Origin of the sequence: Buttiauxella selenatireducens (assembly GCF_031432975.1) — a bacterium.
Taxonomy (GTDB): Bacteria; Pseudomonadota; Gammaproteobacteria; order Enterobacterales; family Enterobacteriaceae; genus Buttiauxella; species Buttiauxella selenatireducens.
In genome coordinates, this window is record NZ_CP133838.1 from 1,434,789 (window position 1) to 1,461,241 (window position 26,453).

General features: G+C 51.5%; 24 protein-coding genes and 1 pseudogene. 21 read left to right on the plus strand and 4 right to left on the minus strand.

The window, feature by feature from the left end:
• The first annotated feature begins 33 nt into the window (after positions 1-33).
• The gene (locus tag RHD99_RS06655) at positions 34-720 is read left to right on the plus strand and encodes a GntR family transcriptional regulator (protein ID WP_309878058.1); all 687 of its coding nucleotides are present in this window, start codon (positions 34-36) and stop codon (positions 718-720) included.
• Between the two features lie 72 nt (positions 721-792).
• Here the strand turns inward: RHD99_RS06655 and fadL are convergent, their stop codons facing one another.
• On the minus strand, positions 793-2,121 hold the full coding sequence (gene fadL, locus RHD99_RS06660) for a long-chain fatty acid transporter FadL (RefSeq protein WP_510183662.1): 1,329 nt from the start codon (positions 2,119-2,121) through the stop codon (positions 793-795).
• 492 nt (positions 2,122-2,613) lie between these two features.
• Here fadL and RHD99_RS06665 point away from each other — a divergent pair, with 492 nt between their 5' ends.
• The 4 genes and pseudogenes from RHD99_RS06665 to sixA all read left to right on the plus strand — a co-directional run bounded on the left by RHD99_RS06665 (position 2,614) and on the right by sixA (position 7,390).
• On the plus strand, positions 2,614-2,898 hold the full coding sequence (locus RHD99_RS06665; RefSeq protein ID WP_183270055.1) for a YfcZ/YiiS family protein: 285 nt from the start codon (positions 2,614-2,616) through the stop codon (positions 2,896-2,898).
• A gap of 325 nt (positions 2,899-3,223) precedes the next feature.
• A pseudogene (gene fadI / locus RHD99_RS06670) lies at positions 3,224-4,533 on the plus strand (acetyl-CoA C-acyltransferase FadI).
• Complete coding sequence (gene fadJ, locus RHD99_RS06675) at positions 4,533-6,656, plus strand: fatty acid oxidation complex subunit alpha FadJ (RefSeq protein WP_309878062.1); 2,124 nt, start codon at positions 4,533-4,535, stop codon at positions 6,654-6,656. The pseudogene fadI and the gene fadJ overlap by 1 nt, the downstream one beginning before the upstream one ends.
• A 245-nt stretch (positions 6,657-6,901) precedes the next feature.
• On the plus strand, positions 6,902-7,390 hold the full coding sequence (gene sixA / locus RHD99_RS06680) for a phosphohistidine phosphatase SixA (RefSeq protein ID WP_183270052.1): 489 nt from the start codon (positions 6,902-6,904) through the stop codon (positions 7,388-7,390).
• 132 nt (positions 7,391-7,522) lie between these two features.
• Here the strand turns inward: sixA and smrB are convergent, their stop codons facing one another.
• The gene (smrB, locus tag RHD99_RS06685) at positions 7,523-8,074 is read right to left on the minus strand and encodes an endonuclease SmrB (protein ID WP_183270051.1); all 552 of its coding nucleotides are present in this window, start codon (positions 8,072-8,074) and stop codon (positions 7,523-7,525) included.
• 171 nt (positions 8,075-8,245) lie between these two features.
• Between smrB and prmB the strand changes: the two genes are divergently transcribed.
• From prmB to RHD99_RS06715, 6 genes are all read left to right on the plus strand, one after another.
• A complete protein-coding gene (gene prmB, locus RHD99_RS06690) occupies positions 8,246-9,178 on the plus strand; it encodes a 50S ribosomal protein L3 N(5)-glutamine methyltransferase (protein ID WP_183270050.1) in 933 nt (310 codons plus the stop codon).
• 77 nt (positions 9,179-9,255) lie between these two features.
• Positions 9,256-10,341 (plus strand): chorismate synthase, encoded by a 1,086-nt coding sequence (gene aroC / locus RHD99_RS06695; protein WP_309878064.1) that lies wholly within the window; start codon positions 9,256-9,258, stop codon positions 10,339-10,341.
• A gap of 4 nt (positions 10,342-10,345) precedes the next feature.
• The gene (gene mepA, locus RHD99_RS06700; RefSeq protein WP_309878065.1) at positions 10,346-11,170 is read left to right on the plus strand and encodes a penicillin-insensitive murein endopeptidase; all 825 of its coding nucleotides are present in this window, start codon (positions 10,346-10,348) and stop codon (positions 11,168-11,170) included.
• A gap of 11 nt (positions 11,171-11,181) precedes the next feature.
• Positions 11,182-11,979 carry a sulfite exporter TauE/SafE family protein gene (locus tag RHD99_RS06705; RefSeq protein WP_183270047.1) on the plus strand — a complete coding sequence of 266 codons (798 nt, stop codon included), beginning with the start codon at positions 11,182-11,184 and terminating at the stop codon, positions 11,977-11,979.
• A gap of 16 nt (positions 11,980-11,995) precedes the next feature.
• Positions 11,996-12,541, plus strand: coding sequence for an elongation factor P hydroxylase (locus tag RHD99_RS06710; protein ID WP_309879094.1), 546 nt, complete (start codon positions 11,996-11,998; stop codon positions 12,539-12,541).
• 27 nt (positions 12,542-12,568) lie between these two features.
• Positions 12,569-12,844: a YfcL family protein gene (locus RHD99_RS06715; protein ID WP_183270046.1), complete on the plus strand. Its 276-nt coding sequence runs from the start codon at positions 12,569-12,571 to the stop codon at positions 12,842-12,844.
• Positions 12,845-12,931: 87 nt separating this feature from the next.
• Here the strand turns inward: RHD99_RS06715 and mnmC are convergent, their stop codons facing one another.
• Positions 12,932-14,932, minus strand: coding sequence for a bifunctional tRNA (5-methylaminomethyl-2-thiouridine)(34)-methyltransferase MnmC2/FAD-dependent 5-carboxymethylaminomethyl-2-thiouridine(34) oxidoreductase MnmC1 (gene mnmC / locus RHD99_RS06720; protein ID WP_309878068.1), 2,001 nt, complete (start codon positions 14,930-14,932; stop codon positions 12,932-12,934).
• A 157-nt stretch (positions 14,933-15,089) separates the two neighbouring features.
• Here mnmC and fabB point away from each other — a divergent pair, with 157 nt between their 5' ends.
• Positions 15,090-16,307, plus strand: a complete 1,218-nt coding sequence (gene fabB, locus RHD99_RS06725; protein WP_183270044.1) for a beta-ketoacyl-ACP synthase I — start codon at positions 15,090-15,092, stop codon at positions 16,305-16,307.
• 232 nt (positions 16,308-16,539) lie between these two features.
• A complete protein-coding gene (locus RHD99_RS06730; protein WP_309878069.1) occupies positions 16,540-17,721 on the plus strand; it encodes an MFS transporter in 1,182 nt (393 codons plus the stop codon).
• Positions 17,722-17,752: 31 nt separating this feature from the next.
• Here the strand turns inward: RHD99_RS06730 and flk are convergent, their stop codons facing one another.
• Positions 17,753-18,757 (minus strand): flagella biosynthesis regulator Flk, encoded by a 1,005-nt coding sequence (flk, locus tag RHD99_RS06735; protein ID WP_183270042.1) that lies wholly within the window; start codon positions 18,755-18,757, stop codon positions 17,753-17,755.
• Positions 18,758-18,860: 103 nt separating this feature from the next.
• Between flk and pdxB the strand changes: the two genes are divergently transcribed.
• The 8 genes from pdxB (at position 18,861) to cvpA (ending at position 26,452) form a co-directional block, all read left to right on the plus strand.
• Entirely contained in the window at positions 18,861-19,994 is a 1,134-nt protein-coding gene (pdxB, locus tag RHD99_RS06740) for a 4-phosphoerythronate dehydrogenase PdxB (RefSeq protein ID WP_309878070.1), read from the plus strand.
• Positions 19,995-20,064: 70 nt separating this feature from the next.
• Positions 20,065-21,078, plus strand: coding sequence for an aspartate-semialdehyde dehydrogenase (locus tag RHD99_RS06745; RefSeq protein ID WP_183270040.1), 1,014 nt, complete (start codon positions 20,065-20,067; stop codon positions 21,076-21,078).
• A complete protein-coding gene (truA, locus tag RHD99_RS06750) occupies positions 21,078-21,893 on the plus strand; it encodes a tRNA pseudouridine(38-40) synthase TruA (RefSeq protein ID WP_183270039.1) in 816 nt (271 codons plus the stop codon). Before RHD99_RS06745 ends, truA begins: the two co-directional genes overlap by 1 nt.
• A gap of 25 nt (positions 21,894-21,918) precedes the next feature.
• A complete protein-coding gene (locus RHD99_RS06755) occupies positions 21,919-22,578 on the plus strand; it encodes a DedA family protein (RefSeq protein WP_183270038.1) in 660 nt (219 codons plus the stop codon).
• Between the two features lie 138 nt (positions 22,579-22,716).
• Positions 22,717-23,631, plus strand: coding sequence for an acetyl-CoA carboxylase, carboxyltransferase subunit beta (gene accD / locus RHD99_RS06760; protein ID WP_309878072.1), 915 nt, complete (start codon positions 22,717-22,719; stop codon positions 23,629-23,631).
• A 73-nt stretch (positions 23,632-23,704) separates the two neighbouring features.
• On the plus strand, positions 23,705-24,973 hold the full coding sequence (gene folC / locus RHD99_RS06765; RefSeq protein ID WP_309878074.1) for a bifunctional tetrahydrofolate synthase/dihydrofolate synthase: 1,269 nt from the start codon (positions 23,705-23,707) through the stop codon (positions 24,971-24,973).
• On the plus strand, positions 24,963-25,685 hold the full coding sequence (gene dedD / locus RHD99_RS06770) for a cell division protein DedD (protein ID WP_309878076.1): 723 nt from the start codon (positions 24,963-24,965) through the stop codon (positions 25,683-25,685). The genes folC and dedD overlap by 11 nt, the downstream gene beginning before the upstream one ends.
• Before the next feature lie 281 nt (positions 25,686-25,966).
• Positions 25,967-26,452, plus strand: a complete 486-nt coding sequence (gene cvpA, locus RHD99_RS06775) for a colicin V production protein (RefSeq protein ID WP_120064052.1) — start codon at positions 25,967-25,969, stop codon at positions 26,450-26,452.
• Position 26,453 lies beyond the last annotated feature (1 nt).

Below are 26,453 nucleotides of genomic sequence, written 5' to 3' on the forward strand. Positions count from 1 at the left end.
GCTCCGTTACAAGCTTTATTCCCCGGAATGCGCATGAAATACATCGATATTTATCATTTGTTAAAAGAGAAGATAATTAAAGGCAGCTATCTTCCTTATGCGCCGCTGGAAGGTGAACACGCTCTGGCACAGGTTTATCAGGTTAGCCGTCCGACAATTCAAAAAGCGATTGCCAGACTCAAGCGTGAATCTTTTGTGCATACCCGGCAGGGGGCCGGTATTTTTGTGAATCCCCCTGAGTTTTACCAGGACAACAGCGTGATATCGATTTCTGAACGCATTCAAAGCGACCAGAAACTGGATAACGTGGTGCTGCTTTTTGATACTCAGCAGGCTGAAGGGGAGTTGGCAGACTACTTTCCCCAGCCGCCGGGCAGTTTGCTGATTCATTACCGTCGGATGCGCATCATTAATGAGCAACCCGCGATTATCGAAGAAACCTGGATGCCGAGTTCACTTTTCCCGGAATTTACCCGCGAAGATTGTAGCCATTCAGTGCTGCAATATATTGAACAGACGTGCGGGTTAGCTATTAGCCACGATGTTAAAACACTTTCCGGAAAAGCACTGAATCAGGAAGAAGCCTGGCTGCTGCGCACGCAAGAAGGGCGGATTTGTCTTTCTATTCGCCACAAAGTGTTTTTACAAAGCGGGCAAATGGCGCAGTACACCCTGGAAACGTTGCTTTCTAATGAGGTGACGACGGTTTCGATGCGTTAATCAGAACTTGTTTTACGGCAGGCATAAAAAAGGCGAAACCACGGTTTCGCCTTTTTTGTGAGCGTTTAACTATCAGAATGCATAGTTAAAGTTCATGCCGTACAGCCACGCTTTACCATCAGACTGGAAGGTATAAGGACCTTCTTTGAACTCAACATGCTGGCCGTGCATGTAGGAAACACCCACATCGACAGACGCATCTTCGTTAAAGGCGTAAGTGGTACCCGCACTCAGCCAGAAGCGGTCCTGATCCGGGATAGAGATAGAACGGTGATCCGCAGGAACCGGGCTATCGTCAAATGCGATACCGGTACGGAAGGTCCAGTTCTTATCCATATAGTAGGTGGTACCTAAAGCAATACGGTACGCATCTTTAAAGCTTTCATCTTTATAGAACAGGGTCTGGCCGTTGTTGCCAGTGGCTTTCAGCTCCTGGAACTGACTCCAGCTGGTGTAAGCAATGCTGTAGTGAATCGCCCACTGTGGATCAACTTTGTTATAACCGGACAGTTCCCACATTTCTGGCAAGTTCAGGGTCAGAGAACCTGGAACGGTTTGCCCATTGGTGCCTGCAGGTAAGCCAAATTTAGACAACAACGGGTTGTAAGCGGAAGGTAAATTGCTCTTATAGTCGCCGTCGAAGTCGATTTTGATTTCGGAACGGTAGGTTAAGCTGTAGCGGTTATCTTTATTGATTTCATAAAGGATACCGGCGTTCCAACCGTAACCCCACTCATCACCTTTCAGATGCGCGATTTGAGTGTCGGAAGGAATGCGGGAAACAGGGCCTGCCAGGGAAGGAGGCAATGCGCCAGAGCCTGCGACAATTTGACCAAGATCACCTGCGTAACGCTCGATTTTCGCTTTAGCGTAAACAGCATCAAAGCCAAGACCGAAGCTCCAGTTGCTGTTTAAACGATATGCACCGCTCAGGTTCAGGTTCATCGTCGTCAGGTCGGTTTTGCCGCCCATTGAGCCTGCGGTGTAATCGTCAGTAAATTCTGTTGCTAAACCGTAGTTAGATGTAACAGATGCTCCCCAACCAAATTGTTCATTAATGGGTGCAACAAAGTGGAAGTTTGGAACCCAGGCGGTCGGCGCGATGTTGTTAGCATCAGTGCTACGGCCCGTTGGGGATGTGCCAGCAATATTCACATCCGGGTCAATAAACACCGCACCGCCAGAGAAGGTTGGGCGGTCAAACATGGTGATTAACGCCGGGTTACGGCTGACGTTACCCGCATCGTCTGCGATTGCGCCTTCCCCGGAATAAGCTCGGCCTAGGCCTGAGGAAGAGAACTCGTTTAATTGAAAGCCGGCCGAGTACGCCTGCGATGAGACTATTGCCACTGCAACCGCGAGGGCTGACTTTGTAAACAGGTTTTTCTGGCTCATGACCAAAACCTCATAATAGATTTATTTTTATACAAACATTGTTACACACCGTAACAGGAGCGCGAATAGTAGGGGCTGATCTGTTACAGAGAAAGCAGACCAGTTGCGAGAGTATAGGTCTGACCAGATGGTATGTTGCAAGTTTGTATCTAAGAATTTTCAAATTTGATCGTCGAAACGAGATCTGCCTGGCAAAATCGAGGAAAGCGTCACTAAGCAAAATGGGTGAATCTTGTTTTAGATCATTTTTAAGTGTGATTTGGGTCACTTGCAGATTTTGACAAGATTAACGACTGGAGTCGTTTCAAGCAGGAGCGTAAAATAACCAAGAATTTTTTATTCCTCGTCATACTTCGAGCTGCATGTGCGTTGGCTGCGTTCACTCCCCCGAATCACTTACTTATGTAAGCTCATCGGGATGAGTTCTCTGACCGCCTTCCTGCAACTTGAATTATTTAGAGGAAGGCCCTTCAGATTAAAATACAGAGGAAATCATAAATGAGTAAAAACACTGCTGATGAAACCCCGGTTTGCTGCTGTATTGATGTCGGTTCTATCATTGATAATACTGACTGCACAGCGACCTACAGCCGCGTATTCGCTACCAAAGCAGAAGCTGAAGAAACTCTGGCAGCGTTGAGCGCAAAAGCTCGTGAAGTAGAAAATGAACCTTGCCAAATCGTTCCGACGTTTACTGAAGAAGCTGAAGGTGTTCGTCTGGATATTGATTTCATCTTCAGCTGCCAGGCTGAAACCATGATCTTCCAGCTGGGCCTGCGTTAATTTTTATCCCTTATCCTGGCCTTCTCCCTCTCCTGCGGGAGAGGGTTGGGGTGAGGGCATCTATTTCCATTTACTTCACTCAAAGCGTGTCCCCCCTCCCAATTCTTTCGTCCCCTGGTTGGCTGATTGTAACTTTTTAGTTAAAACTGTGATCAGGTCAGACCACTACTGGTCGTTTACAAATTTATTCCCAAAATAATTCGAGTTGTGGGTAGGCGGCAAAGGAGCAAATCTTCAGGAGCTTACTAAAGTAAGTGACTGGAGTTTGTGAGTGCAGCCAACACCCCCACAACTTGAAGTATTCTGAGAAGAACAGGGGAGCGTTATGAGTCAGGCACTTCCGCTGGTTACCCGTCAGGGTGACCGCATCGCCATCATCAGTGGTTTACGCACACCGTTTGCCCGTCAGGCTACGGCATTTCACGGTATACCTGCCGTCGATCTTGGCAACATGGTGGTCAGCGAATTATTGGCCCGTAGCGAAATTCCCCAGAAATCATTGAGCAATTGGTTTTCGGCCAGGTTGTCCAGATGCCGGAAGCGCCCAATATTGCCCGTGAAATTGTACTTGGCACTGGGATGAGCGTGCACACCGACGCCTATAGTGTCAGCCGTGCATGTGCGACCAGCTTCCAGGCGGTGGCGAACGTTGCCGAAAGCTTAATGGCGGGGACGATCCGCGCAGGGATAGCGGGAGGGGCAGACTCCTCATCCGTTTTGCCCATTGGCGTAAGTAAAAAGCTGGGGCGCGTACTTGTCGACGCGAATAAGGCCCGTACGCTTGGACAAAAGTTAAAGCTCTTCTCGCAACTTCGTCCGCGCGATTTATTGCCCGTGCCGCCAGCCGTAGCGGAATACTCCACCGGTTTACGGATGGGTGATACGGCGGAACAAATGGCGAAAACCCACGGTATCACGCGTGAACAGCAAGATGCGTTGGCGTATCGCTCTCACACTAAAGCGGCGATTGCCTGGCAAGAAGGCAAACTGGCCGAGGAAGTAATGACTGCCTTTATCCCCCCTTACCGCCAACCTTTCAGCGAAGATAATAACGTTCGCCAGAACTCGTCGATTGCCGACTATGCGAAGCTGCGCCCTGCGTTTGACCGCAAACACGGCACCGTCACTGCCGCCAACAGCACTCCGTTAACCGATGGGGCCGCTGCGGTTATTTTAATGACAGAATCCCGTGCGAAAGAATTGGGTTTGAAGCCACTGGGATATTTGCGCAGCTACGCTTTCACCGCCGTTGATGTTTGGCAAGATATGTTACTTGGCCCGGCATGGGCGACACCTCTGGCGCTAGAAAGAGCAGGCATCACATTGAATGACCTGACCTTATTCGATATGCATGAAGCATTTGCTGCGCAAACGCTGGCTAACCTGAAAATGCTCGCCAGTGAACGTTTTGCTCGCGATGTGTTAGGCCGCGCCCATGCCACGGGTGAAGTGGATGATTCGAAATTCAACGTATTAGGCGGCTCGATTGCTTACGGTCACCCGTTTGCTGCGACCGGTGCGCGAATGATCACGCAAACGCTGCATGAACTGCGTCGTCGCGGTGGTGGATTGGGTTTAGTCACCGCCTGCGCGGCGGGTGGATTGGGTGCTGCTATGGTTCTGGAGGCCGAATAATGGAACAGACTTCTGCTTTCAATTTACATATCCGCCTCGACAATATCGCGGTGGTGACTATTGATGTTCCGGGCGAAAAGATGAATACGCTGAAAGCCTCTTTCGGCCCGGAAGTGCATAACATCATCAAGCAAATTCGCGATAACTCCGTGCTGCAAGGGGTGATATTTATCTCTGGCAAACCGGACAACTTCATTGCGGGTGCCGATATCAACATGATCGCTAACTGCCAGACGGCACTTGAGGCGCAAACTCTTGCGCACCAGGGCCAGCAAATCATGGCAGAAATTGCAGCTTTACCCATTCCGGTGGTGGCGGCAATTCACGGAGCATGTCTTGGTGGTGGGTTGGAATTGGCGCTGGCATGCCATGCGCGTGTTTGTACCGATGATGAAAAAACCAAACTCGGCTTGCCTGAAGTGCAACTGGGTTTGCTGCCGGGATCGGGTGGGACACAACGTTTGCCACGTTTGATTGGGGTCAGCAATGCGCTGGATATGATCCTGACGGGAAAACAGTTACGTCCGCGCCAGGCATTAAAACTTGGGCTGGTAGATGAAGTGGTGCCGCATTCGATCTTGTTGGCAGCAGCCATAGAGCTGGTGGCAAAAGGCCGCCAGCCATCCCGAATACTGCCGGTTCGGGAACGCATTCTGGCGGGGCCGCTAGGACGTTCTTTACTGTTTAGCATTGTAAGTAAGAAAACCGAGCAAAAAACGCGCGGTAATTATCCTGCCACGCAGCGCATTATCGATGTGATGAAAGTGGGTCTGGGACAGGGGAGTTTTAGCGGTTACGAATCAGAGGCGAAAGCCTTTGGTGAACTGGCGATGACTCCACAATCCGCCGCTTTGCGGGGGTTATTCTTTGCCAGTACTGAGCTTAAAAAAGAACATGGTGCGGATGCACAACCGCGTCCAATAAACGCAGTGGGTGTGCTGGGTGGCGGGTTGATGGGCGGAGGTATTGCGTTTGTCACGGCGACCAAAGGCAAATTACCCGTGCGAATCAAAGATATTAACAACGACGGCATTAACCATGCGTTGAAATACAGCTGGGACTTGCTGGATAAAAAAGTGCGCCGCCGCCATATGAAAGCGGGCGAACGCCAGCGTGAAATGGCGCGTATCTCCGGTGGTACGGATTACCGCGGTTTCCATCATCGTGACATCGTCGTGGAAGCAGTTTTTGAAGATCTCGCACTCAAGCAAAAGATGGTCGCGGAAATTGAACAACATGCGGCACCTCATACCATTTTTGCGTCGAACACGTCTTCGTTGCCTATTGCTGATATTGCGGCAAACGCCGTAAGACCTGAGCAGGTTATCGGTCTGCATTACTTCAGCCCGGTCGATAAAATGCCGTTAGTAGAGGTTATCCCGCATGCCGGAACCAGTGCGGAAACCATTTCCACAACGGTCGCTCTGGCTAAAAAACAGGGCAAAACACCGATTGTGGTGGGCGATAGCGCGGGCTTTTACGTCAACCGAATTCTGGCGCCTTATGTTAACGAAGCGATGCGTTGCCTGGTAGAAGGGGAACCTGTCGATAAAATTGATAATGCGCTGGTGGCGTTTGGTTTTCCGGTCGGCCCAATCCAACTTTTGGATGAGGTGGGAATCGATGTGGGGACTAAAATTAGTCCTATACTTCAGCGTGCTTACGGCGATCGTTTTGCCGCACCGCAAAGTATTGCAGCAATATTGAACGACGATCGCAAAGGTAGAAAAAATGGGCGGGGTTTCTATCTTTATCCTGGGAAAGGGAGTAGAAGCAAAAAGCAGGTTGATCCTGCAATCTATTCGCTGCTGGGCGTTTCGCCGAAAGGGCAGCTTACTGAAAAAGAGATAGCTCAACGCTGTGTGATGATGATGCTTAATGAGGCAGCTCGCTGTCTGGATGAGGGCGTTGTTCGCAGCGCTCGCGATGGTGACATCGGCGGCGTATTCGGTATTGGTTTCCCACCATTCCTCGGTGGCCCGTTCCGCTATATGGATTCACAGGGGGCGGGTGAAGTCGTCGCGCAATTGCAACGCCTGGCAAGTCGGTATGGGGAGCGTTTTGCTCCTTGTGACAGGCTTTTACAAATGGTGGAAGAACAACGAAATTTTTGGGGAAACTGAACCCCAAAGATGAAACTGTAGTCAAAGAATCATGAGTTTTAACTCGCTCTTAGGGCGAGGAGTGAGCTCGGTGAATGGATGCTGGTCGGTCATTTGGTAACCAGTGATTGACTATACTTGCACCATTGAGGTAAAAAACAGCGTTTCATTCGATGTACGGATAAGGCACAATGCCCGGCTGCTGAATTTCTCCTCTCAAGTTTCAGGGGAATTCAAGCATTCCTGGTTAACAAAAGCGGTGCAATATGCAAGTTTTTATCATGCGTCACGGCGACGCAGCACTCGATGCCGCCAGCGACTCGGTACGTCCACTCACCCAGTGTGGTTGTGATGAATCCCGAGTAATGGCGACTTGGTTGAAAGGTCAAGTAGCGGATATCGAACGTGTTCTGGTGAGCCCTTACCTGCGAGCCGAACAAACCCTGGATGTTGTGCGGGAAGCACTGATTCTTCCAGGTAAAGAAGACATTCTGCCGGAATTGACGCCGTGCGGCGATGTGGGACTGGTGGGTGATTACCTGCAAGCCCTGGCAAATGAAGGCGTTGAGTCGGCATTGGTGATTTCCCACTTGCCGTTGGTCGGTTACCTGGTGTCTGAGCTCTGTCCACAAGAGACACCTCCGATGTTCAGTACCTCAGCTATTGCCAATGTCACACTTGATCCCGAAACCGGGAAAGGTGTGTTCAACTGGCAGATGAGTCCGTGCAATTTGAAGATAGCTAAAGCTATCTGAAAGCCGTAAGCATGAAGTAAAAAGAGCCGCGATAAGCGGCTCTTTCTGTTTGTGACGACGGTCGAGGCATCTGATGTTTTCTCCCTCTCCCTGTGGGAGAGGGTCGGGGTGAGGGCATCAGGCAGCTCAGTGCTAAGGTAACTCCGGCGGCAGCCACTCTTCTATTTCAATCAACACCAACAATGCAGAATCACCGCCGTACTCTTTCGGCGCCTGGTGAAATGCCATGACATGTGGATGTTGCGCCAACCACAGCGGCGTTTGCTGCTTCAAAATATGTTTTCCATGCCCATGCATGACGCTTGCACAAAATACATGTTCACGACGACAGGCTGCGATCAACGCCCCTAATTCCTGTTTCGCTTGCAGCTGCGTCAGGCCATGCAAATCGAGGAAAAGTTCTGGCGAATAATCACCTCGACGAATTTTTTTAAGCTCAAAATGGCTGACGTCCTCGCGCACATATCGCGTCGGACCTTCCGTTGCCAACCGTGGCTGGAATTCATCGGAAAAATAATGGCTGGCATCGGCTTGCTCTTGTAACAGCCGTTTCACCGGGACTTCCTGGACTTTCTTGCGCATCGGGCGATGAACAATGGTGTCCTGAGTCAATTTTTTCGTGCCGCTCATCAAATCACGGAAAAGGTTCTGATCATCAACGCTGAGCGGAGTTTTCTTTTTCATCTTTTTCTTGTCTCGCATTCGTTTTGTCGCCAGTTTACCTGGTTTGCCGTCCATCACTAAATAAAACGGAACTTTCCCCGCAGTGACAGTAATTGAAATGCTGATTTGTCGCGGTCTTCATGGCAAACTAATCGATTATTGAATTAGCGTGAACGGCCTGCGGAGGGCAACGTGGATAAAATTTTCGCCGATGAGGCAGTGAATGAACTGCACACCATTCAGGATATGCTGCGCTGGGCAGTAAGTCGTTTTAGCGCCGCCAACATCTGGTATGGACACGGCACCGATAATCCGTGGGACGAAGCCGTTCAGTTAGTGCTGCCAAGCCTCTATCTGCCGCTGGATATTCCTGAAGATATGCGTACGGCACGCCTGACGCCAAGCGAACGTCATCGTATCGTTGAACGCGTCATTCGCCGTGTAAATGAGCGTATCCCGGTAGCTTATCTCACCAACAAAGCCTGGTTCTGCGGTCACGAATTTTATGTCGATGAACGTGTGCTGGTGCCGCGTTCCCCGATTGGTGAGCTTATCACTAACCGCTTTGCGGGCCTGTTCGATCAGGAACCGCTGCATATTCTTGATATGTGTACCGGCAGCGGCTGTATTGCCATCGCTTGCGCTTACGAATTCCAGAATGCAGAAGTCGATGCGGTCGATATTTCTCTTGATGCATTGGCTGTTGCCGAGCAAAACATTGCTGAGCACGGTCTGGAAAATCAAGTAACCCCAATTCGTTCCGACCTGTTCCGCGACCTGCCAAAAGTTCAGTACGACATTATCGTGACCAATCCGCCGTATGTGGATGCAGAAGATATGTCTGATCTGCCAGGTGAATTCCGCTTCGAGCCTGAGTTGGGTCTGGCTGCGGGTAGCGATGGTCTGAAACTGGCGCGTCGTATTCTGGCATGTGCTCCAGACTACCTCGCTGATGGTGGCGTCCTGATTTGTGAAGTCGGGAATAGCATGGTACATCTGATGGATCAGTACCCGGATGTGCCGTTCACCTGGCTTGAGTTCGACAACGGCGGCGACGGCGTATTTATGCTGACCAAAGCGCAGTTGATCGACGCGCGTGAACACTTCAGCATCTATAAAGATTGATCAGTACAGGCGGGCCGTTAGGCCCGTCTTCTTTTGTTAAACACAACGAAAATGACAACGGTAAGGAGCCGTGACAGATGGCAGGCAACTCTATTGGACAAGTATTTCGCGTAACGACATTTGGTGAATCTCACGGTGTGGCGTTGGGTTGTATCGTGGATGGTGTGCCGCCAGGCATTCCGCTGACCGAAGCCGATTTACAACACGATCTCGACCGCCGCCGTCCAGGCACTTCCCGCTATACCACGCAACGTCGTGAACCTGATCAGGTGAAGATCCTTTCCGGTGTATTCGAAGGGGTGACCACGGGTACGAGCATCGGTTTGCTGATTGAAAACACCGATCAGCGCTCGCAGGACTACAGTGCGATTAAAGATGTGTTCCGTCCTGGGCACGCTGATTACACCTACGAACAAAAATATGGCCTGCGCGATTACCGTGGCGGTGGCCGCTCTTCCGCGCGTGAAACCGCAATGCGTGTGGCCGCTGGGGCTATCGCTAAAAAATATCTGGCGCATAAATACGGCATTATTATTCGTGGCTGTCTGACGCAGATGGGCGATGTGCCGCTGGAAATTAAAGACTGGGAACTCGTTGAGCAGAACCCATTCTTCTGTCCCGATCCCGATAAAATCGAAATTCTTGACGAACTGATGCGCGCGCTCAAAAAAGACGGCGATTCTATCGGTGCAAAAGTCACAGTGGTAGCAGATAATGTGCCGCCAGGTCTTGGCGAGCCCGTTTTCGACCGCCTGGATGCCGATATTGCCCATGCGTTGATGAGTATCAACGCGGTGAAAGGCGTGGAAATCGGCGATGGTTTTGGCGTAGTTAACCTGCGTGGCAGCCAGAACCGCGATGAAATTACCAAAGAAGGCTTCCAGAGCAATCACGCTGGCGGCATTCTGGGTGGCATCAGCAGTGGTCAGCAAATTGTCGCGAATATGGCGCTGAAGCCAACGTCCAGCATCATGGTTCCGGGCCGCACCATCAATCGGGAAGGCGAAGAAGTGGAGATGGTAACGCGTGGCCGCCACGATCCTTGTGTGGGTATTCGTGCCGTGCCGATTGCCGAAGCGATGCTGGCGATTGTTTTGATGGACCATATGCTGCGTCAGCGTGCTCAAAATGCTGATGTTACTTTCCCTTTACCGCGCTGGTAATGCGATGAAAAAAACGCTCGTGGGGCTGCTGGCATTACTGGTCAGCGCCGCTACTTTTGCTGCGACACCGTGGCAGAAAATTAGTCATCCGATTGCGGGTAGCCCGCAATCTATCGGTGCTTTTTCTAACGGTTGTATCGTTGGAGCCCACGAGTTACCGCTCAATGATCCCCGTTACCAGGTGATGAGACAGGACCAACGTCGCTATTTCGGGCATCCTGATTTAGTGTCGTTTATTCAGCGCCTCAGCAATCAGACGACACAACTTGGTTTGGGTACCGTGCTGATTGGTGATATGGGCATGGCGGCGGGTGGGCGTTTTAACAGCGGTCATGCCAGCCACCAAAGCGGGCTGGACGTGGACATCTTCTTGCAGCTTCCTAAAGCGCGCTGGACCTCAGCTCAGCTCCTTAAACCACAAGCACTGGATTTAGTCGGCAGTGACAATCAGCATGTGGTGCCGAGTTTGTGGCAGCCTGAAATCAGCAGTCTGATTAAACTTGCTGCGAAAGATAATGATGTGACGCGCATCTTCGTCAACCCGGCGATTAAACAACAACTGTGTCTGGATGCCGGGGCAGATCGTGACTGGCTGCGTAAAGTCCGCCCGTGGTTTGCGCATCGTGCACATATGCATGTCCGCCTGCGTTGCCCGGCAGATAGCCTTGAGTGTGAAGATCAACCGCTACCGCCGCCTGGCGACGGTTGTGGTGCAGAACTACAAAGTTGGTTTGCACCACCAGCACCGGGCAGCACGCCATCGAAGAAAAAAACACCTCCCCCAATACCGGCCTCTTGTCAGGCTTTACTTGATGAGCATGTTCTCTAACGGATGAGCTAATGGAATGGTTTATGGTTTCCCCACTGATGCTGGTGGTGCTGTTTTTTGTTGCACTACTGGCGGGGTTCATTGATGCACTGGCGGGTGGGGGTGGTTTGCTAACTATCCCAGCGTTATTGGCAACAGGGATGTCACCCGCTCAGGCGTTGGCAACCAATAAGCTCCAGGCGTGCGGTGGTTCGGTTTCAGCGTCTATCTACTTTGTTCGTCAAAAAGTGGTGAATTTGAAGGATCAGAAACTCAATATTCTGATGACCTTCATCGGTTCAACCAGTGGGGCATTACTGGTTCAGCATGTGCAGTCCGATGTGCTACGGCAAATCCTGCCCGTGTTGGTTATCGGTATCGGCCTCTATTTTTTGCTGATGCCAAAACTCGGAGAAGAGGACAGACAGCGCCGTTTATATGGCCTGCCATTTGCGTTGGTCGCGGGTGGTTGCGTCGGTTTTTACGACGGTTTCTTCGGCCCTGGTGCGGGTTCGTTCTATGCGCTGGCATTTGTCACGCTCTGCGGTTTTAATCTTGCCAAATCTACCGCTCACGCCAAAGTGTTAAACGCGACGTCCAATTTGGGTGGTCTGCTGTTGTTTATCATCGGTGGGAAAGTGATTTGGGGAACCGGCTTCGTGATGATGATCGGGCAGTTTTTAGGGGCGCGTATGGGATCGCGTCTGGTACTGAGTAAAGGGCAAAAACTGATCCGTCCGATGATTGTTATTGTCTCGGCGGTGATGAGTGCCAAACTCTTATTTGATAGCCATGGAACGGAGATCCTCCAGTGGTTGGGGGTAGCTTAAGATGACAACAGCAACGATGACAGAACACCATTATCAGGAACTTATCGACATTTTCGATAACTGCTTTAAAGACGAATTTAATACACGTCTGATTAAAGGCGACGACGAACCGATCTATCTTCCAGCAGATGAGGAAATACCTTATCACCGCGTGGTGTTCGCTCATGGCTATTACGCCAGCGGAATGCATGAGATTTCTCACTGGCTCATCGCGGGTAAAGCTCGCCGTGAACAGGTGGATTTTGGTTATTGGTATTGCCCGGACGGGCGTGATGCCGAAACACAGAGTCAGTTCGAAGATGTGGAAGTTAAACCGCAGGCGCAGGAATGGTTACTGTGCATGACGGCAAATTTCCCGTTCAATGTGAGTTGCGACAACCTGAGCGGGGATGTTGACCCGGACAGGATTGCATTCCAACGCCGGGTTCATGCTCAGGTAATGATTTACCTGCAAGAGGGCATCCCAGCGCGCACGGCAAAATTGATTGAAGCGTTGCGAGCGTTTTATAAAACGCCGCCGCTGGCAGCGGAGCAGTTTCCGTGGCCGGAAGATTTAAACTAATTACCTGCAGAAAAAAGAGGAAGTACGATGATCGCGGAATTTGAGACACGCATTCTGGCGCTAATTGATGAGATGGTTGAGACAGCCAGTGATGACGAACTGTTTGCCAGCGGTTATCTGCGTGGCCACCTGACTCTGGCGGTAGCGGACCTGGAACACGGTGAAGACCACAGCCCGGATGCGCTTCACACAGCGGTGTCAAATAGCCTGGAGAAAGCTATTCAAGCGGGTGAGCTTTCGCCGCGTGACCAGTCTTTAGTGCTGGGGATGTGGGATAATTTGTACCAGAAAGCGCAGTTTTAGTTGCCCGTGGTGGATGTCGCTTACGCTAATCCACCCGACAACTGTTTTATCGTAGGTCGGATTAGCGTAAGCGACATCCGACACCCCTTATTTCACTTCTCTTCCCTTCAGTAACTTCCGCACCCAAAATCGATTGGGATTTAACGCCGCTAGTGTTTCGCTATCCATTGGGACAGGCTCATCGCTCATTTGTGCTGCCAGAATCTCTGCTGCCAGTGGCGCGCTGCAAAGCCCCCTCGAACCGAGTGCCGCCAGCATAAACAAATTCGGATAAACCGGCGCAGTTATGGCATTTTCACGGCTTTCAACAAGCGTTGCATACGCTTCAAGTGTGGCGTTGTAGTCAGGAATGGAGCCAATCATTGGCATATGATCGCGTGATGCACAGCGTACACCGCAACGTGCTTCTCCGGCGGAAACATCCACTTCTTGCGGCCATTGCCCTTCCGGTAGGCAGTTAATTAAACGCTGACGGTTATGTTGCTGATCTTCATCGTTATAGCGCATATCTTCCACGCCACGATGATAGCTTGCACCGATGCAATGCTGCTGATTCTTCGGATTTTGTGGCGTCAGATAGCCGTCGTAACACAATACCTGGCGTAATGCCGAGAGCGTTGGCGTCGTCGGAATATGGCTGACCTGGCCGCCTACAGCAGAAATCGGCATTTTCTCGGTTTGCGAGAACTTATTGATTTTGTAGCCGTTGGCTAACACGACTGCTGCATGTTGCTGCGGTGCGTGTTCTGTAAACGACAACTGCCATGTATCCGCAGTCAGTGTCAGGTTTTCCACGCGGTGCTGGTAATGCGTTTTTAGCCCCATCTTTTCTGCGAGTGACAGCACGCCTGCGGTGAGTTGAGCCGGGCATAACCAGCCACCGAGCGGGTAAGTTACGCCGCTATAACCGATTCCCACACCACATTGTTGAGCCACGCTTTGTGCATCGACTGCGTGTGCAAGCGCATCCGGTAATTCGAGACTCAGCATTTGCTCAATTTTATGCTGACTTTTTTCATCCCAACCTAATTGCGTGACGCCACACCAGTCATGGTCAAATTCGACGGGCAGTGAGTCATACAAACGACGCGCAAAGGTAAAAGCGGCACTGAAAAAGGTTGCCAGCGAGGCGTCGTGTGTATTCAGCAATGGATAAAGCGCGCCCTGACGATTACCGGAGGCACCCAGTGCCGGGGCTTCATCCTCGCAGTACAAGGTGACTTGCCATCCACGGCGCAGTAACGCCAGAGAGAGCAGGGCGCTGGCAACGCCTCCGCCAATGATGGCGACCTCTTTACTTTGCGCGGCAGGGCGGGCGTACCACGGCGTGCGTGCAGCGGTTTCCAGCGCATTTTCTAAAATACCTGTGAGCATTTCCCGCTTGCGACCAAAGCCTTTGCTTTTAGTCATCGTGAAACCGGCGTCAATAAGACCCCGACGGACAAATCCAGCGGAGGTAAATGTAGCCAGCGTGCCGCCAGTACGAGCCAGTTTTGCCATCGCGTTAAATAGCTGCGGCGTCCACATATCTGGGTTTTTCGAGGGGGCGAAGCCATCGAGGAACCAGGCATCAACCTGATGATTTAATGTGTCATCTAATTGGGGGATGAGTTCGTTAATATCCCCAAACCACAGGTCTAATGTAATGCGCCCTTCATCCAGCAAAAGACGATGACAACCGGCTATCGGCAATGGCCATTGTTGCTGTAATTGCTCAGCAAATGGTGCCAGTTCAGGCCAATGGGCATGGGCGGCACGTAAATCATCCGCCGTAAGCGGGAATTTTTCAAAACTAATAAAGTGCAGGCGCTGGAGGGGGGCATCTGGCTCTTTTAGGACGAAATCAGCAAAAGCTTCCCATAACGTCAGGAAGTTAAGTCCCGTACCAAAACCGCTTTCTCCAACGATAAACAGCGAGCGATCGTGAGTGGAAAATCGTTCTAACAGGCGGTTTCCACCGAGAAAGACATAACGAGTTTCCTCCAGTCCATTATCATTAGAGAAGTACACATCGTCGAACTCTCGGGATACAGGTGTACCTTCTTCGTTAAAGCCCAGATTGGCTGGTTGTATTGGGGCGTGTTTCACGTAAGTTACTCGTCTGGCAGGCAGTGAAAGGATAGTAACGATGTGTGCGAAGCGGCGCAAATTTCAGGCCGATTTGTCTGATCGGACTTGTTCGGCGTACAAGTGTACGCTATTGTGCCTGTCGAAATCCTAAACCGTGCAGTAGAAGAGGTATTGAATGAAACGTGCAGTGATTACTGGTCTGGGCATTGTTTCCAGCATCGGTAACAACCAGCAGGAAGTCCTGGCATCTCTGCGTGAAGGTCGCCCGGGGATCACTTTCTCTCAAGAATTCAAAGATTCTGGAATGCGCAGCCACGTGTGGGGTAACGTTAAACTGGACACCACCGGCCTGATTGACCGTAAAGTGGTCCGTTTCATGAACGATGCCTCTGTCTATGCTTACCTTTCAATGCAGCAAGCTATTGAAGATGCTGGTTTGAAAGAAGAAGTTTATCAAAGCAACCCGCGTGTTGGCTTGATTGCAGGTTCCGGTGGTTCTTCTAAATCTCAGGTGTTCGGTGCAGACGCAATGCGTAGCCCGCGCGGCCTGAAAGCGGTGGGTCCTTACGTTGTGACCAAAGCGATGGGTTCTGCGGTTTCCGCATGCCTCGCGACTCCGTTCAAAATTCACGGTGTGAACTACTCCATCAGCTCCGCCTGTGCGACTTCTGCGCACTGTATCGGTAACGCTGTTGAGCAGATTCAATTGGGCAAGCAGGACATCGTATTTGCTGGCGGCGGCGAAGAGCTGTGCTGGGAAATGGCCTGTGAGTTCGATGCAATGGGCGCACTGTCTACCAAATACAACGAAGACCCGACTAAAGCTTCCCGTACTTACGATGCAAACCGTGACGGTTTCGTTATCGCAGGCGGCGGCGGTATGGTTGTGGTTGAAGAACTGGAGCACGCTCTGGCTCGCGGCGCACACATCTACGCTGAAATCGTTGGCTACGGCGCAACGTCCGATGGCGCAGATATGGTTGCTCCGTCAGGTGAAGGCGCGGTGCGTTGCATGAAGATGGCAATGCACGGTGTTGATACGCCGATTGACTACCTGAATACCCACGGGACTTCTACGCCGGTTGGCGATGTGAAAGAACTGGGCGCAATCAAGGAAGTCTTCGGTAATAACTCACCAGCAATGTCCGCGACCAAAGCGATGACAGGTCACTCTCTGGGTGCCGCAGGCGTGCAGGAAGCTATCTACTCTCTGCTGATGCTGGAGCACGGTTTCATCGCGCCAAGCATTAACATCGAAGTGTTGGATGAGCAGGCTGCGGGTCTGAACATCGTGACTGAAACGACCGAGCGTAAACTGAACACTGTGATGTCTAACAGCTTCGGTTTCGGTGGGACTAACGCCACTTTGGTGATGCGTAAAGTGACTGCTTAATTTATCGCAGAAAGTGATAGATCCTAACGGGGTGCCAATGGCGCCCCGTTTTTTTTGCTGTTTACAATTATTGACAGTATCAATCACCGAAGGCACTATTCATGCCTCAACATTATCATTTTGATAATGCGTAAGCGTTCAACGTCAACCAACGCACCTTTAATCTGAACGTTCAGAGGGAAAGGGCGTGGTGGTTTCCTCGCCTTACTCTGCAATAAATGGAGTAAGCAGTATGTCTGCATTGATTGATTCTCAACTAAAAAATAGCCGACCAGAAAATAAGTCTTTATTTAACATCACCTTTGCGGTGTTTCTCACTTATATGACTGTTGGCTTGCCGCTGCCCGTTATCCCACTTTTTGTTCACAACCAACTCGGCTATGGCAACACCATGGTGGGGATTGCTGTTGGGATTCAATTCCTCGCAACGGTTTTAACGCGTGGTTACGCAGGGCGATTGGCCGATCAGCAAGGTGCGAAGCGTTCGACTTTGCAGGGAATGTGCGCCTGCGCATTCGCGGGCGTCGCTTATCTGCTGGCGGCGTTGTTGCCTGTTGATGCGATGGCGAAATTCGGTTTGCTGATTGTCGGTCGTTTGATTCTTGGTTTTGGTGAAAGCCAACTGCTTACCGGCAATCTCACCTGGGGTATGGGGCTCGTTGGCCCGGCGCGTTCAGGTAAAGTGATGTCCTGGAATGGGATGGCAATTTATGGCGCATTAGCGGCTGGCGCGCCTCTGGGGTTGCTGTTGAATAGCCACTGGGGGTTTGTTGCGCTGGGTGTATCGACTATTGCGTTGCCATTGGTAGCCTGGGCGTTCAATGGCCGTGTTCGCGCTGTTCCTGCGCATAAAGGTGATCGTCCGTCGCTGTTTGCGGTCATTGGGCTTATCTGGAAACCAGGATTGGGTCTGGCGTTGCAGGGCGTGGGTTTTGCCGTTATTGGCACGTTTGTTTCGCTCTACTTTGCAGTCAATGGCTGGGCCTGGGCCGGTTTCACACTCACCGCATTTGGTGGTGCTTTTGTCCTGATGCGTGTGTTTTTTGGCTGGATGCCTGACCGATTTGGCGGCGTGCGCGTGGCACTGGTTTCACTGGTAATAGAAGCTGTTGGGTTAGTGTTGTTATGGCAAGCGCCAGGGGCGGGTATTGCGTTAATGGGGGCGGCACTCACGGGTTGCGGTTGTTCGCTGATATTCCCGGCGCTCGGGGTTGAAGTGGTAAAACGCGTTCCGGCACAAGTGCGTGGTACAGCACTGGGCGGCTATGCTGCGTTTCAGGATATCTCTTACGGTGTCGCTGGCCCATTGACGGGATTATTAGCGACATCAATGGGTTATCCTTCGGTGTTTTTGGCAGGGGCGATATCAGCGGTAGTGGGAATCTTTGTTACGCTGATCGCTTTTCGCAAGTAATCTTTGCCACCCTTTGCGGGGTGGCAATCTGCTATATCACTATCCACAGTAAAATCATCACCACAATCAATGCGACAAAGGCCATCCCTGGGTGAGCACTGATCAACTTCATCGGCTCGATAAACGGCGACAATATTGGGCTGGCGATGGGGTGAACATGATGAACCTCAAGCGCAGCTGGCAGGCGTTCCGCCCGCTTCAAAAACACCTGATTCAAGATATCCTGCACCTGCGCGGTGGTCAGTAATGTCTGAGGCGTCGCTTGAAAACGCTGGAGTGAATAATCGGTAATTTCTTTCCATTCAGCAGGTTCCAGTGGCTGTTTAAGCGCGGCCTGGAGAGTATGCAGTGTCGGCGTATGCTGCTGGCTCAATGTTTGACGCGCCTGGAGCCATGTGGTCAGCAAAGTGAAGTGTTTTGCTGGGATCAGATCGCCCGTTTTCACCCCAGACAGCTCAAGCATCGACTGCCAGATTAGCTTTCCAGACTCGCCCGTCGCGGCAGCCAGCTTAGCAACTTGTTTATTTAACGCGTTATGTTCAGCCGGAAGCAGCGGGCGATCGGTCGCCTGGCGCTGTTGCGGTTGCGGAATCGCCAACTGGTTATTTTGTAACAGCGTCAGGACGCTTTTTAATTGCTCAGGCGTGAGTTGGCTCAGTGCGCTCTGACCAAATTGCTGGCGAATATAGTCGCTAACGGCCTGGCGATTATTGCCCTGGGGCAGAAGCTCGCTAAGTTGCTGAACGACCTGGCGGTTGGCGTGAGTGGTCTGGGCATTGCCCAGACGCTGATTGAGATTTTGTTCAGCCGCCGGAAAGTGACGCGATAATAAAGGTGTTTCACTTTTAAGCCCGAGATCATGCTTGAGTCCCGCCCACACTTCGGCACTTTGTTGCTGACTGAGTGCAACAAGGCGCGTGACCAGACGTTCCAGTACGGTACGTTGCTGAGTGGAAAGCGGAAGTTCGCCGGCCGCTGAAGGTGTGGAGGGGGGTTCCCCCGGAGGGTGCGCTGTCACCCCCTGAATGGGTTGCATAGTCTAAAATCCTTTATCGATCCCCGGCTCAAGTATGCCAGGACGCCAGATTATGGCACACTATCAGGCTTATTCTCGACGATTAACAGACAGGTAGCGTAACGTGAAAATCCTCGTTGACGAAAATATGCCCTATGCACGTGAATTGTTTAGTCGCCTGGGCGATGTAACTGCAGTGCCAGGCCGCCCGATTCCAGTCTCCGAACTGGCGGATGCCGATGCGTTAATGGTGCGTTCGGTCACCAAAGTGAATGCTGATTTACTCGAAGGTAAGGGGATTAAGTTTGTAGGTACGGCAACGGCAGGTACTGACCACGTTGACGAAAACTACCTTGCCCACGCGGGCATTGCTTTTTCAGCAGCTCCAGGGTGTAACGCTATCGCTGTTGTCGAGTACGTCTTTTCTTCACTGCTAATGTTAGCTGAACGTGATGGCTTCCACCTGACAGACCGCACGGTCGGTATTGTTGGCGTCGGCAACGTCGGTTCACGTTTGCAGGCACGTCTGGAAGCTTTCGGCGTTCGGACACTGCTGTGCGATCCTCCTCGCGCAGATCGCGGCGATGAAGGTGATTTCCAGTCGCTGGAAACCCTGGTGCGTGAAGCGGATGTGCTGACGTTCCATACGCCATTGTTCAAAGACGGCCCGTACAAGTCGCTGCATCTTGCCGACGAAAAACTGATCTCCAGCCTCAAGCCTGGCACTATTCTGATTAACGCCTGCCGTGGCCCGGTGGTCGATAACGCTGCGTTGCTGAAATGCCTTGAGAAAGGGCTGGCTCTGAGTGTGGTGTTGGATGTCTGGGAGCCAGAGCCTGAGCTCAATGTGGCGTTGCTCGATAACGTTGATATTGGTACTGCGCACATCGCAGGTTACACGCTGGAAGGTAAAGCGCGTGGCACCACTCAGGTCTTTGAAGCATTCAGCGAGTTTATTGGTCAGAAACAAAAAGTGGCTTTAGACACTTTGCTGCCAGCTCCCGAATTTGGCGCTATTACTCTGCATGGTCCGCTCGATCAGCCGACACTCAAAAGACTGGTTCATCTGGTGTATGATGTGCGCCGCGATGATGCCCCGTTGCGTAAAGTCGCAGGGGTTCCTGGTGAGTTTGACAAGCTACGCAAAAACTACCTGGAACGCCGTGAATGGTCGTCACTACATATTCAGTGTGATGATGAAACTGCGGCACAAACACTGCAAAAACTCGGTTTTAGCGCGGTTCATACTCCTCGCTAACCCTATTCTTTTGTCCCACCGGGCTGAAATCCGGTGGGATACTGTTTTATTAAGTCTGGAGTAAACCAACATGTCTGAAGGCTGGAATATTGCCGTTTTAGGTGCCACGGGTGCCGTAGGCGCAGCTGTGATTGAACTGCTTGCCGAACGCCAGTTCCCGGTTGGTGAATTGTATGCCCTGGCGCGTAGTGAAAGCGCAGGTGAAAACATTCGTTATGAAGGAAAAACCGTGATGGTTCAGGATGCTGAATCATTTGACTGGACTCAGGTTCAGCTTGCGTTCTTCGTCGCCGGTGTTGAAGCTTCGGCGCGTTTCGCCGAAGAAGCCACCAACGCCGGTTGCCTGGTGATTGACTCAAGCGGTCTGTTTGCCATGGAGCATGATGTGCCGTTGGTGGTGCCTGATGTGAACCCATTCGTATTGGGTGAATATCGCAATCGTAACCTGGTTGCCGTTGCCGACAGCCTGACCAGCCAGTTGCTGACCGCGCTGAAACCGCTGATTGAACAAGGTGGCTTATCACGTATTCAGGTGACTAATTTACTGGCGGCTTCTGGTCGTGGGAAAAGTGCGGTCGATGCGTTGGCTGGGCAGAGCGCTCGCTTGCTAAACGGTTTGCCAATCGAAGAAGAAGATTTGTTTGGTCGCCAGTTGGCCTTCAACATGCTGCCATTAGTCCCGGACGCTGAAGGCAGCGTTCGTGCTGAACGTCGCCTGGTGAACGAAGTGCGTAAAGTGCTGCAGGATGAAGGCGTGATGATTTCTGCGAGCATGGTTCAGGCACCAGTGTTCTACGGCCACGCGCAAATGGTGAACTTCGAAGCGATGCGTCCGCTGGCTGCTGAAGAAGCGCGTGATGCGTTTGGCCAGTTTGAAGACATTGAAGTGTCTGAAGAAGGGCTGTATCCAACTCAGGTTTCTGATGCTTCGGGTAGCGCGCATCTTTCCATTGGCTGTATTCACAATGACTACGGAATGCCGGAGCAGATCCAATTCTGGTCTGTGGCTGATAACGTCCGTTTCGGTGGCGCACTGATGGCGGTGAAAACGGCTGAAAAATTAGTGCAGGAGTATATGTACTAATGTCCGACGAGTTGATCGAGACCCCGCTTCATAAGATTGCACTCGGCATTGAGTACGACGGCAGCAAATATTACGGCTGGCAGCGCCAGAACGAAGTGCGCAGCGTGCAGGAGAAGCTTGAAAAAGCGCTCTCTAAAGTGGCGGATGAGCCAATTAGTGTGTTCTGCGCCGGTCGTACCGACGCAGGTGTACATGCGACCGGCCAGGTTGTGCACTTTGAAACACGTGTTCAGCGTAAAGATGCAGCGTGGACGCTCGGGGCAAATGCGAATTTACCTGGAGACATCGCGGTGCGTTGGGTGAAAGCTGTACCGGACGATTTTCATGCCCGGTTCAGCGCCACGGCGCGTCGTTACCGTTATGTCATCTATAACGAGCGGCTGCGACCTGCAGTCATGGGGCAGGGGGTGACACATTTCTATCACCCTCTGGATGCCGACCGTATGCACCGTGCAGCACAGTGTTTGTTGGGTGAGAACGATTTTACTTCGTTCCGTGCGGTGCAGTGCCAGTCGCGTACGCCCTGGCGCTACCTGATGCACATTACCGTGACCCGCTATGGCTCGTACGTCGTGGTAGACATCAAAGCGAACGCGTTTGTGCATCATATGGTGCGCAACATTGTTGGCAGCTTGATGGAAATCGGTTGTGGTAATAAAGACGAAAACTGGATGGCAGAGTTGCTGGCGGCGAAAGATCGTAAATTGGCTGCCGCGACCGGAAAAGCAGAAGGCTTGTACTTAGTTTCTGTTGATTACCCTGAACATTTTGCATTGCCTAAACCCCCGATGGGGCCACTATTTTTGGCAGACTGACGCCAGACGAGACAGGTAAATAACGATGGAATTTATCCGCTTCATTATTGATTTTATTCTGCACATTGATGTGCATTTGGCGGAGTTGGTTGCGCAGTACGGTGTCTGGGTTTATGCCATTCTGTTTTTAATTTTGTTCTGCGAAACCGGTCTGGTTGTTACGCCGTTTTTGCCAGGCGATTCCTTGCTGTTTGTGGCGGGTGCGCTGGCTGCACTGCCAACAAACGATCTGAACGTGCATACCATGGTGATTTTAATGGTGATTGCCGCTATTGTGGGCGACGCCGTAAACTACACTATCGGACGGCTGTTTGGTGAAAAACTCTTCAGCAACCCGGATTCAAAAATCTTCCGCCGCAGTTATCTTGATAAAACCCACGCTTTTTACGAGCGTCATGGCGGAAAAACGATTATCCTCGCGCGCTTCGTACCGATTGTGCGAACCTTCGCACCGTTTGTCGCAGGGATGGGGCACATGTCCTACCGTCATTTTGCGATGTATAACGTAGCGGGTGCGTTGCTGTGGGTATTGTTGTTTACCTACGCAGGTTACCTGTTTGGCGATTTGCCTATTGTGCAGGAAAACCTGAAATTACTGATTGTAGCGATTATCGTGCTGTCGATTTTGCCTGGCGTAATTGAAATTATTCGCCACAAACGTGCAGCCAAACGCCTGCAAAAGTAACCCCATCGCGCGGTTCGACCACTTTTTTATCCAAAGTCGCGAGCCGTTATGTTTTAATGAGCACCATTTATGGTCTGGGGCAGGTCACACTGCCACAGAAAAACTGGCATCGACCAGGTTCAAGCAGAAAGGTCATCAATGAGCTGGATTGAACGAATTCTCAATAAGAGCAATATTACCCCTACCCGTAAGGCGAGTATCCCTGAAGGGGTGTGGACTAAATGCGACAGCTGTGGCCAGGTTCTGTACCGTGCAGAACTGGAACGCAATCTTGAAGTCTGCCCAAAATGTGATCATCACATGCGCATGTCCGCGCGCGATCGCTTGCACAGCCTGTTAGATGAAGGTTCGCTGTTTGAGTTGGGTAGTGAACTTGAGCCAAAAGATATTCTCAAGTTTAAAGACTCCAAAAAATACAAAGACCGTCTGGCATCAGCCCAGAAAGAAACTGGCGAGAAAGATGCGCTGGTGGTCATGAAAGGTACGCTCTATAACATGCCTGTTGTTGCTGTGGCATTTGAGTTTGCCTTTATGGGTGGTTCTATGGGTTCTGTTGTGGGCGCGCGCTTTGTTCGTGCCGTTGAACAGGCTCTGGAAGACAACTGCCCGCTGATCTGTTTCTCCGCTTCTGGTGGCGCACGTATGCAAGAAGCGCTGATGTCGCTGATGCAGATGGCAAAAACCAGTGCAGCACTGGCAAAAATGCAGGAACGCGGTCTGCCGTATATTTCGGTTCTGACTGACCCAACGATGGGTGGCGTATCTGCAAGTTTTGCGATGCTTGGCGATCTCAACATTGCTGAGCCAAAAGCCCTGATCGGCTTTGCAGGTCCGCGTGTTATCGAGCAAACCGTTCGTGAAAAACTGCCGCCAGGTTTCCAGCGCAGTGAGTTCCTGATTGAAAAAGGGGCGATCGACATGATCGTTCGTCGTCCAGAAATGCGCCTGAAACTGGCAAGCGTTCTGGCAAAACTGACAAATCAGCCAGCGCCAAATCCGGAAGCTCCGCCTGAACCGATAGTGGTTCCGGAAGCACCGGCAGAAGGTCACTAGGCCTGATTGTTAAATAAGGGCAGGCCGAACAGGTTCTGCCCTTTTTCTTGAACCGTAGCGTAGAGCGGGCATCATGGAAAAAACTCAAACACCTCAAGCCACGTCGCCCCTGGCCACGTGGCTTTGTTATCTGGAAAACCTCCATTCTAAAACCATTGAGCTTGGCCTCGACCGTGTTAAAAAAGTTGCAGCGACGCTCGATGTACTGAAACCTGCGCCGACAGTGTTTACTGTTGCGGGGACCAACGGGAAAGGGACAACCTGTCGTACGCTGGAAAAAGTCTTGATGGCGGCGGGTTATAGCGTCGGCGTTTATAGTTCACCTCATCTTGTGCGCTATACCGAGCGGGTGCGCATCCAAAGCGAAGAGTTGGACGAGGCCTTCCATACCGCGGCATTTGCTCAGATTGAAGCCGCGCGCGGTGAAACTTCGCTGACCTATTTCGAGTTCAGTACCTTGTCGGCGTTGCTGTTGTTTAAGCAGATGGCGGTTGATGTGGTCATTCTTGAAGTGGGTCTGGGCGGACGTCTGGATGCGACCAATATTGTCGATGCTGATGTGGCTGTCGTCACCAGCATTGCCCTTGATCACACCGACTGGCTGGGTCCAGACCGTGAAAGTATCGGGCGTGAGAAGGCAGGTGTCTTCCGTGGAGGAAAACCTGCAGTGGTAGGAGAGCCGGATATGCCGTTGACCATCGCTGATGTGGCGATTGAAAAAGGCGCGCACTTGCTGCGCCGTGGCGTGGACTGGTCTTACCGCGTTGAAGAGAACAGCTGGAGCTTCAAAGACAAGCTGGGTGAACTGAGTGGATTACCATTGCCACTGGTGCCTCAACCGAATGCCGCAACCGCACTGGCAGCACTGCGTGCAAGCGAGCTGAATGTGAGTATTGGCGCTATCATTCAAGGGATTAAAGAGGCGACTTTACCTGGGCGATTCCAGATTATTTCGCAAGCGCCATTGGTTATTCTGGATGTGGCGCACAATCCTCATGCGGCAGCTTATCTTGCCGGGCGGCTGGCAGAATTGCCAAAACGTGGCCGCGTGCTGGCTGTCATCGGTATGTTACACGATAAAGATATCGCCGGTACGCTGGCAAATTTGTCCCCTCAAGTCGATAGCTGGTATTGTGCTCCGTTAGAAGGGCCGCGCGGTGCAAGTGCTGAACAGCTGATTGAACATCTCGGTCAGGGTGAAGTCTACGACACTGTGGCTCAGGCCTGGTATGCTGCAATGAAGGCAGCAACGGAAAATGATACCGTGCTGGTGTGTGGTTCATTTCATACAGTAGCCCACGTAATGGAAGCGCTGGACGCGGAGAAAGCAGGTGGCGAGTAAGTTTCAAAATCGATTAGTCGGAACCATTATTCTGGTCGCACTGGGGGTCATTATCCTGCCAGGGCTGCTTGATGGTCAGAAAAAGCATTATCAGGATGAGTTTGCCGCTATTCCTCTGGTTCCAAAACCGGGTGATACCGATGAGCCTGATATGCTGCCTGCTGCGACTCAGGCACTCCCTTCACAACCACCGGAAGGTGCGGCTGAAGAGGTGCGTGCGGGTACAGCGACCGCTCCTGGGCTGGATATCGCCTCACTACCTGGAGACAGTGGTGCAGGTATTGATGAAGTTCCCGTCACCCGTGAACAGCCTAAACCCAAGCCCGTGGTTGAGAAGCCAAAACCGGTAGAAAAACCACAGAGCAAAGCCGCTGCGGATCAAACGGCAGAACGTCTGGCGATGATGAACGAAGAACCTCCAGTCGCGGAAAAGCCAGCGAAGCAAGAAACTGCTGAGAAGGCACCGTCTGGGCAAGCCTATGTCGTACAGCTCGGCGCATTGAAAAATGCCGAAAAAGTTAATGAAATTGTTGGTAAACTGCGCGGCGCAGGGTTCCGTGTTTACACGTCACCGTCAACACCAGTACAGGGTAAAATCACGCGTATTCTGGTCGGGCCGGAAGTCTCGAAAGACAAACTCAAGTCTTCATTAGGTGAGCTGAATTCGCTTTCCGGTCTAAACGGTGTAGTGATGAATTATACGGCGCGGTAGTGCGGTATTCTTCGCCCTCACCCCGACCCTCTCCCCCAGGAGAGGGGGAAAGGCGATGGCGAAAACTGTACAGTCCCCTCTCCCTCAGGGAGAGGGTTAGGGTGAGGGTTGTTTTAGCACCAAAGCCCGCCAAAATAGGCACTTTTTTAATGGCGTTGAGCATTTTTTCAACGCCATTATTTATTTACGCGAGGGAAGGAAATCCCTACGCAAACGTTTTCTTTTTCTGTTAGAATGCGCCCCGAACTGGACGTCAGGGCGATTTGTCGTGAGATTTGTTCATGGTCTGGATAGATTACGCCATTATTGCAGTTATCGGCTTCTCGGCTCTGATTAGCGTTATTCGTGGGTTTGTGCGTGAAGCGTTATCGCTTGTAACCTGGGGTTGTGCTTTCTTTGTCGCCAGTCATTACTACACTTACCTGTCAGTCTGGTTCACTGGCTTTGAAGACGAACTGGTACGAAACGGAATAGCTATTGCGATACTGTTTATCGCGACACTCATCGTCGGTGCGATAGTCAATTATGTGATTAGCGCGCTGGTTGAGAAAACCGGCCTGTCGGGTACAGACAGGGTGTTGGGGATCTGTTTCGGTGCTTTACGTGGAGCGCTGATCGTCGCCGCCATTCTGTTCTTTCTTGATACGTTTACTGGTTTTTCGAAGAGTGACGACTGGCAAAAGTCGCAGCTTATCCCGCAATTCAGTTTCATCATCAGATGGTTCTTTGACTATCTGCAAAGCTCGTCAAGTTTCTTACCCCGGTAAT

What these genes read in the sequence shown, in the direction of transcription:
- RHD99_RS06655 (WP_309878058.1), top strand. Translation starts at nt 34, where the DNA reads ATGAAATACATCGATATTTATCATTTGTTAAAAGAGAAGATAATTAAA.
- RHD99_RS06665 (WP_183270055.1), top strand. Translation starts at nt 2,614, where the DNA reads ATGAGTAAAAACACTGCTGATGAAACCCCGGTTTGCTGCTGTATTGAT.
- fadJ (WP_309878062.1), top strand. Translation starts at nt 4,533, where the DNA reads ATGGAACAGACTTCTGCTTTCAATTTACATATCCGCCTCGACAATATC.
- sixA (WP_183270052.1), top strand. Translation starts at nt 6,902, where the DNA reads ATGCAAGTTTTTATCATGCGTCACGGCGACGCAGCACTCGATGCCGCC.
- smrB (WP_183270051.1), bottom strand. Translation starts at nt 8,074, where the DNA reads ATGAAAAAGAAAACTCCGCTCAGCGTTGATGATCAGAACCTTTTCCGT.
- aroC (WP_309878064.1), top strand. Translation starts at nt 9,256, where the DNA reads ATGGCAGGCAACTCTATTGGACAAGTATTTCGCGTAACGACATTTGGT.
- mepA (WP_309878065.1), top strand. Translation starts at nt 10,346, where the DNA reads ATGAAAAAAACGCTCGTGGGGCTGCTGGCATTACTGGTCAGCGCCGCT.
- RHD99_RS06705 (WP_183270047.1), top strand. Translation starts at nt 11,182, where the DNA reads ATGGAATGGTTTATGGTTTCCCCACTGATGCTGGTGGTGCTGTTTTTT.
- RHD99_RS06710 (WP_309879094.1), top strand. Translation starts at nt 11,996, where the DNA reads ATGACAGAACACCATTATCAGGAACTTATCGACATTTTCGATAACTGC.
- RHD99_RS06715 (WP_183270046.1), top strand. Translation starts at nt 12,569, where the DNA reads ATGATCGCGGAATTTGAGACACGCATTCTGGCGCTAATTGATGAGATG.
- fabB (WP_183270044.1), top strand. Translation starts at nt 15,090, where the DNA reads ATGAAACGTGCAGTGATTACTGGTCTGGGCATTGTTTCCAGCATCGGT.
- RHD99_RS06730 (WP_309878069.1), top strand. Translation starts at nt 16,540, where the DNA reads ATGTCTGCATTGATTGATTCTCAACTAAAAAATAGCCGACCAGAAAAT.
- flk (WP_183270042.1), bottom strand. Translation starts at nt 18,757, where the DNA reads ATGCAACCCATTCAGGGGGTGACAGCGCACCCTCCGGGGGAACCCCCC.
- RHD99_RS06745 (WP_183270040.1), top strand. Translation starts at nt 20,065, where the DNA reads ATGTCTGAAGGCTGGAATATTGCCGTTTTAGGTGCCACGGGTGCCGTA.
- truA (WP_183270039.1), top strand. Translation starts at nt 21,078, where the DNA reads ATGTCCGACGAGTTGATCGAGACCCCGCTTCATAAGATTGCACTCGGC.
- RHD99_RS06755 (WP_183270038.1), top strand. Translation starts at nt 21,919, where the DNA reads ATGGAATTTATCCGCTTCATTATTGATTTTATTCTGCACATTGATGTG.
- accD (WP_309878072.1), top strand. Translation starts at nt 22,717, where the DNA reads ATGAGCTGGATTGAACGAATTCTCAATAAGAGCAATATTACCCCTACC.
- folC (WP_309878074.1), top strand. Translation starts at nt 23,705, where the DNA reads ATGGAAAAAACTCAAACACCTCAAGCCACGTCGCCCCTGGCCACGTGG.
- cvpA (WP_120064052.1), top strand. Translation starts at nt 25,967, where the DNA reads ATGGTCTGGATAGATTACGCCATTATTGCAGTTATCGGCTTCTCGGCT.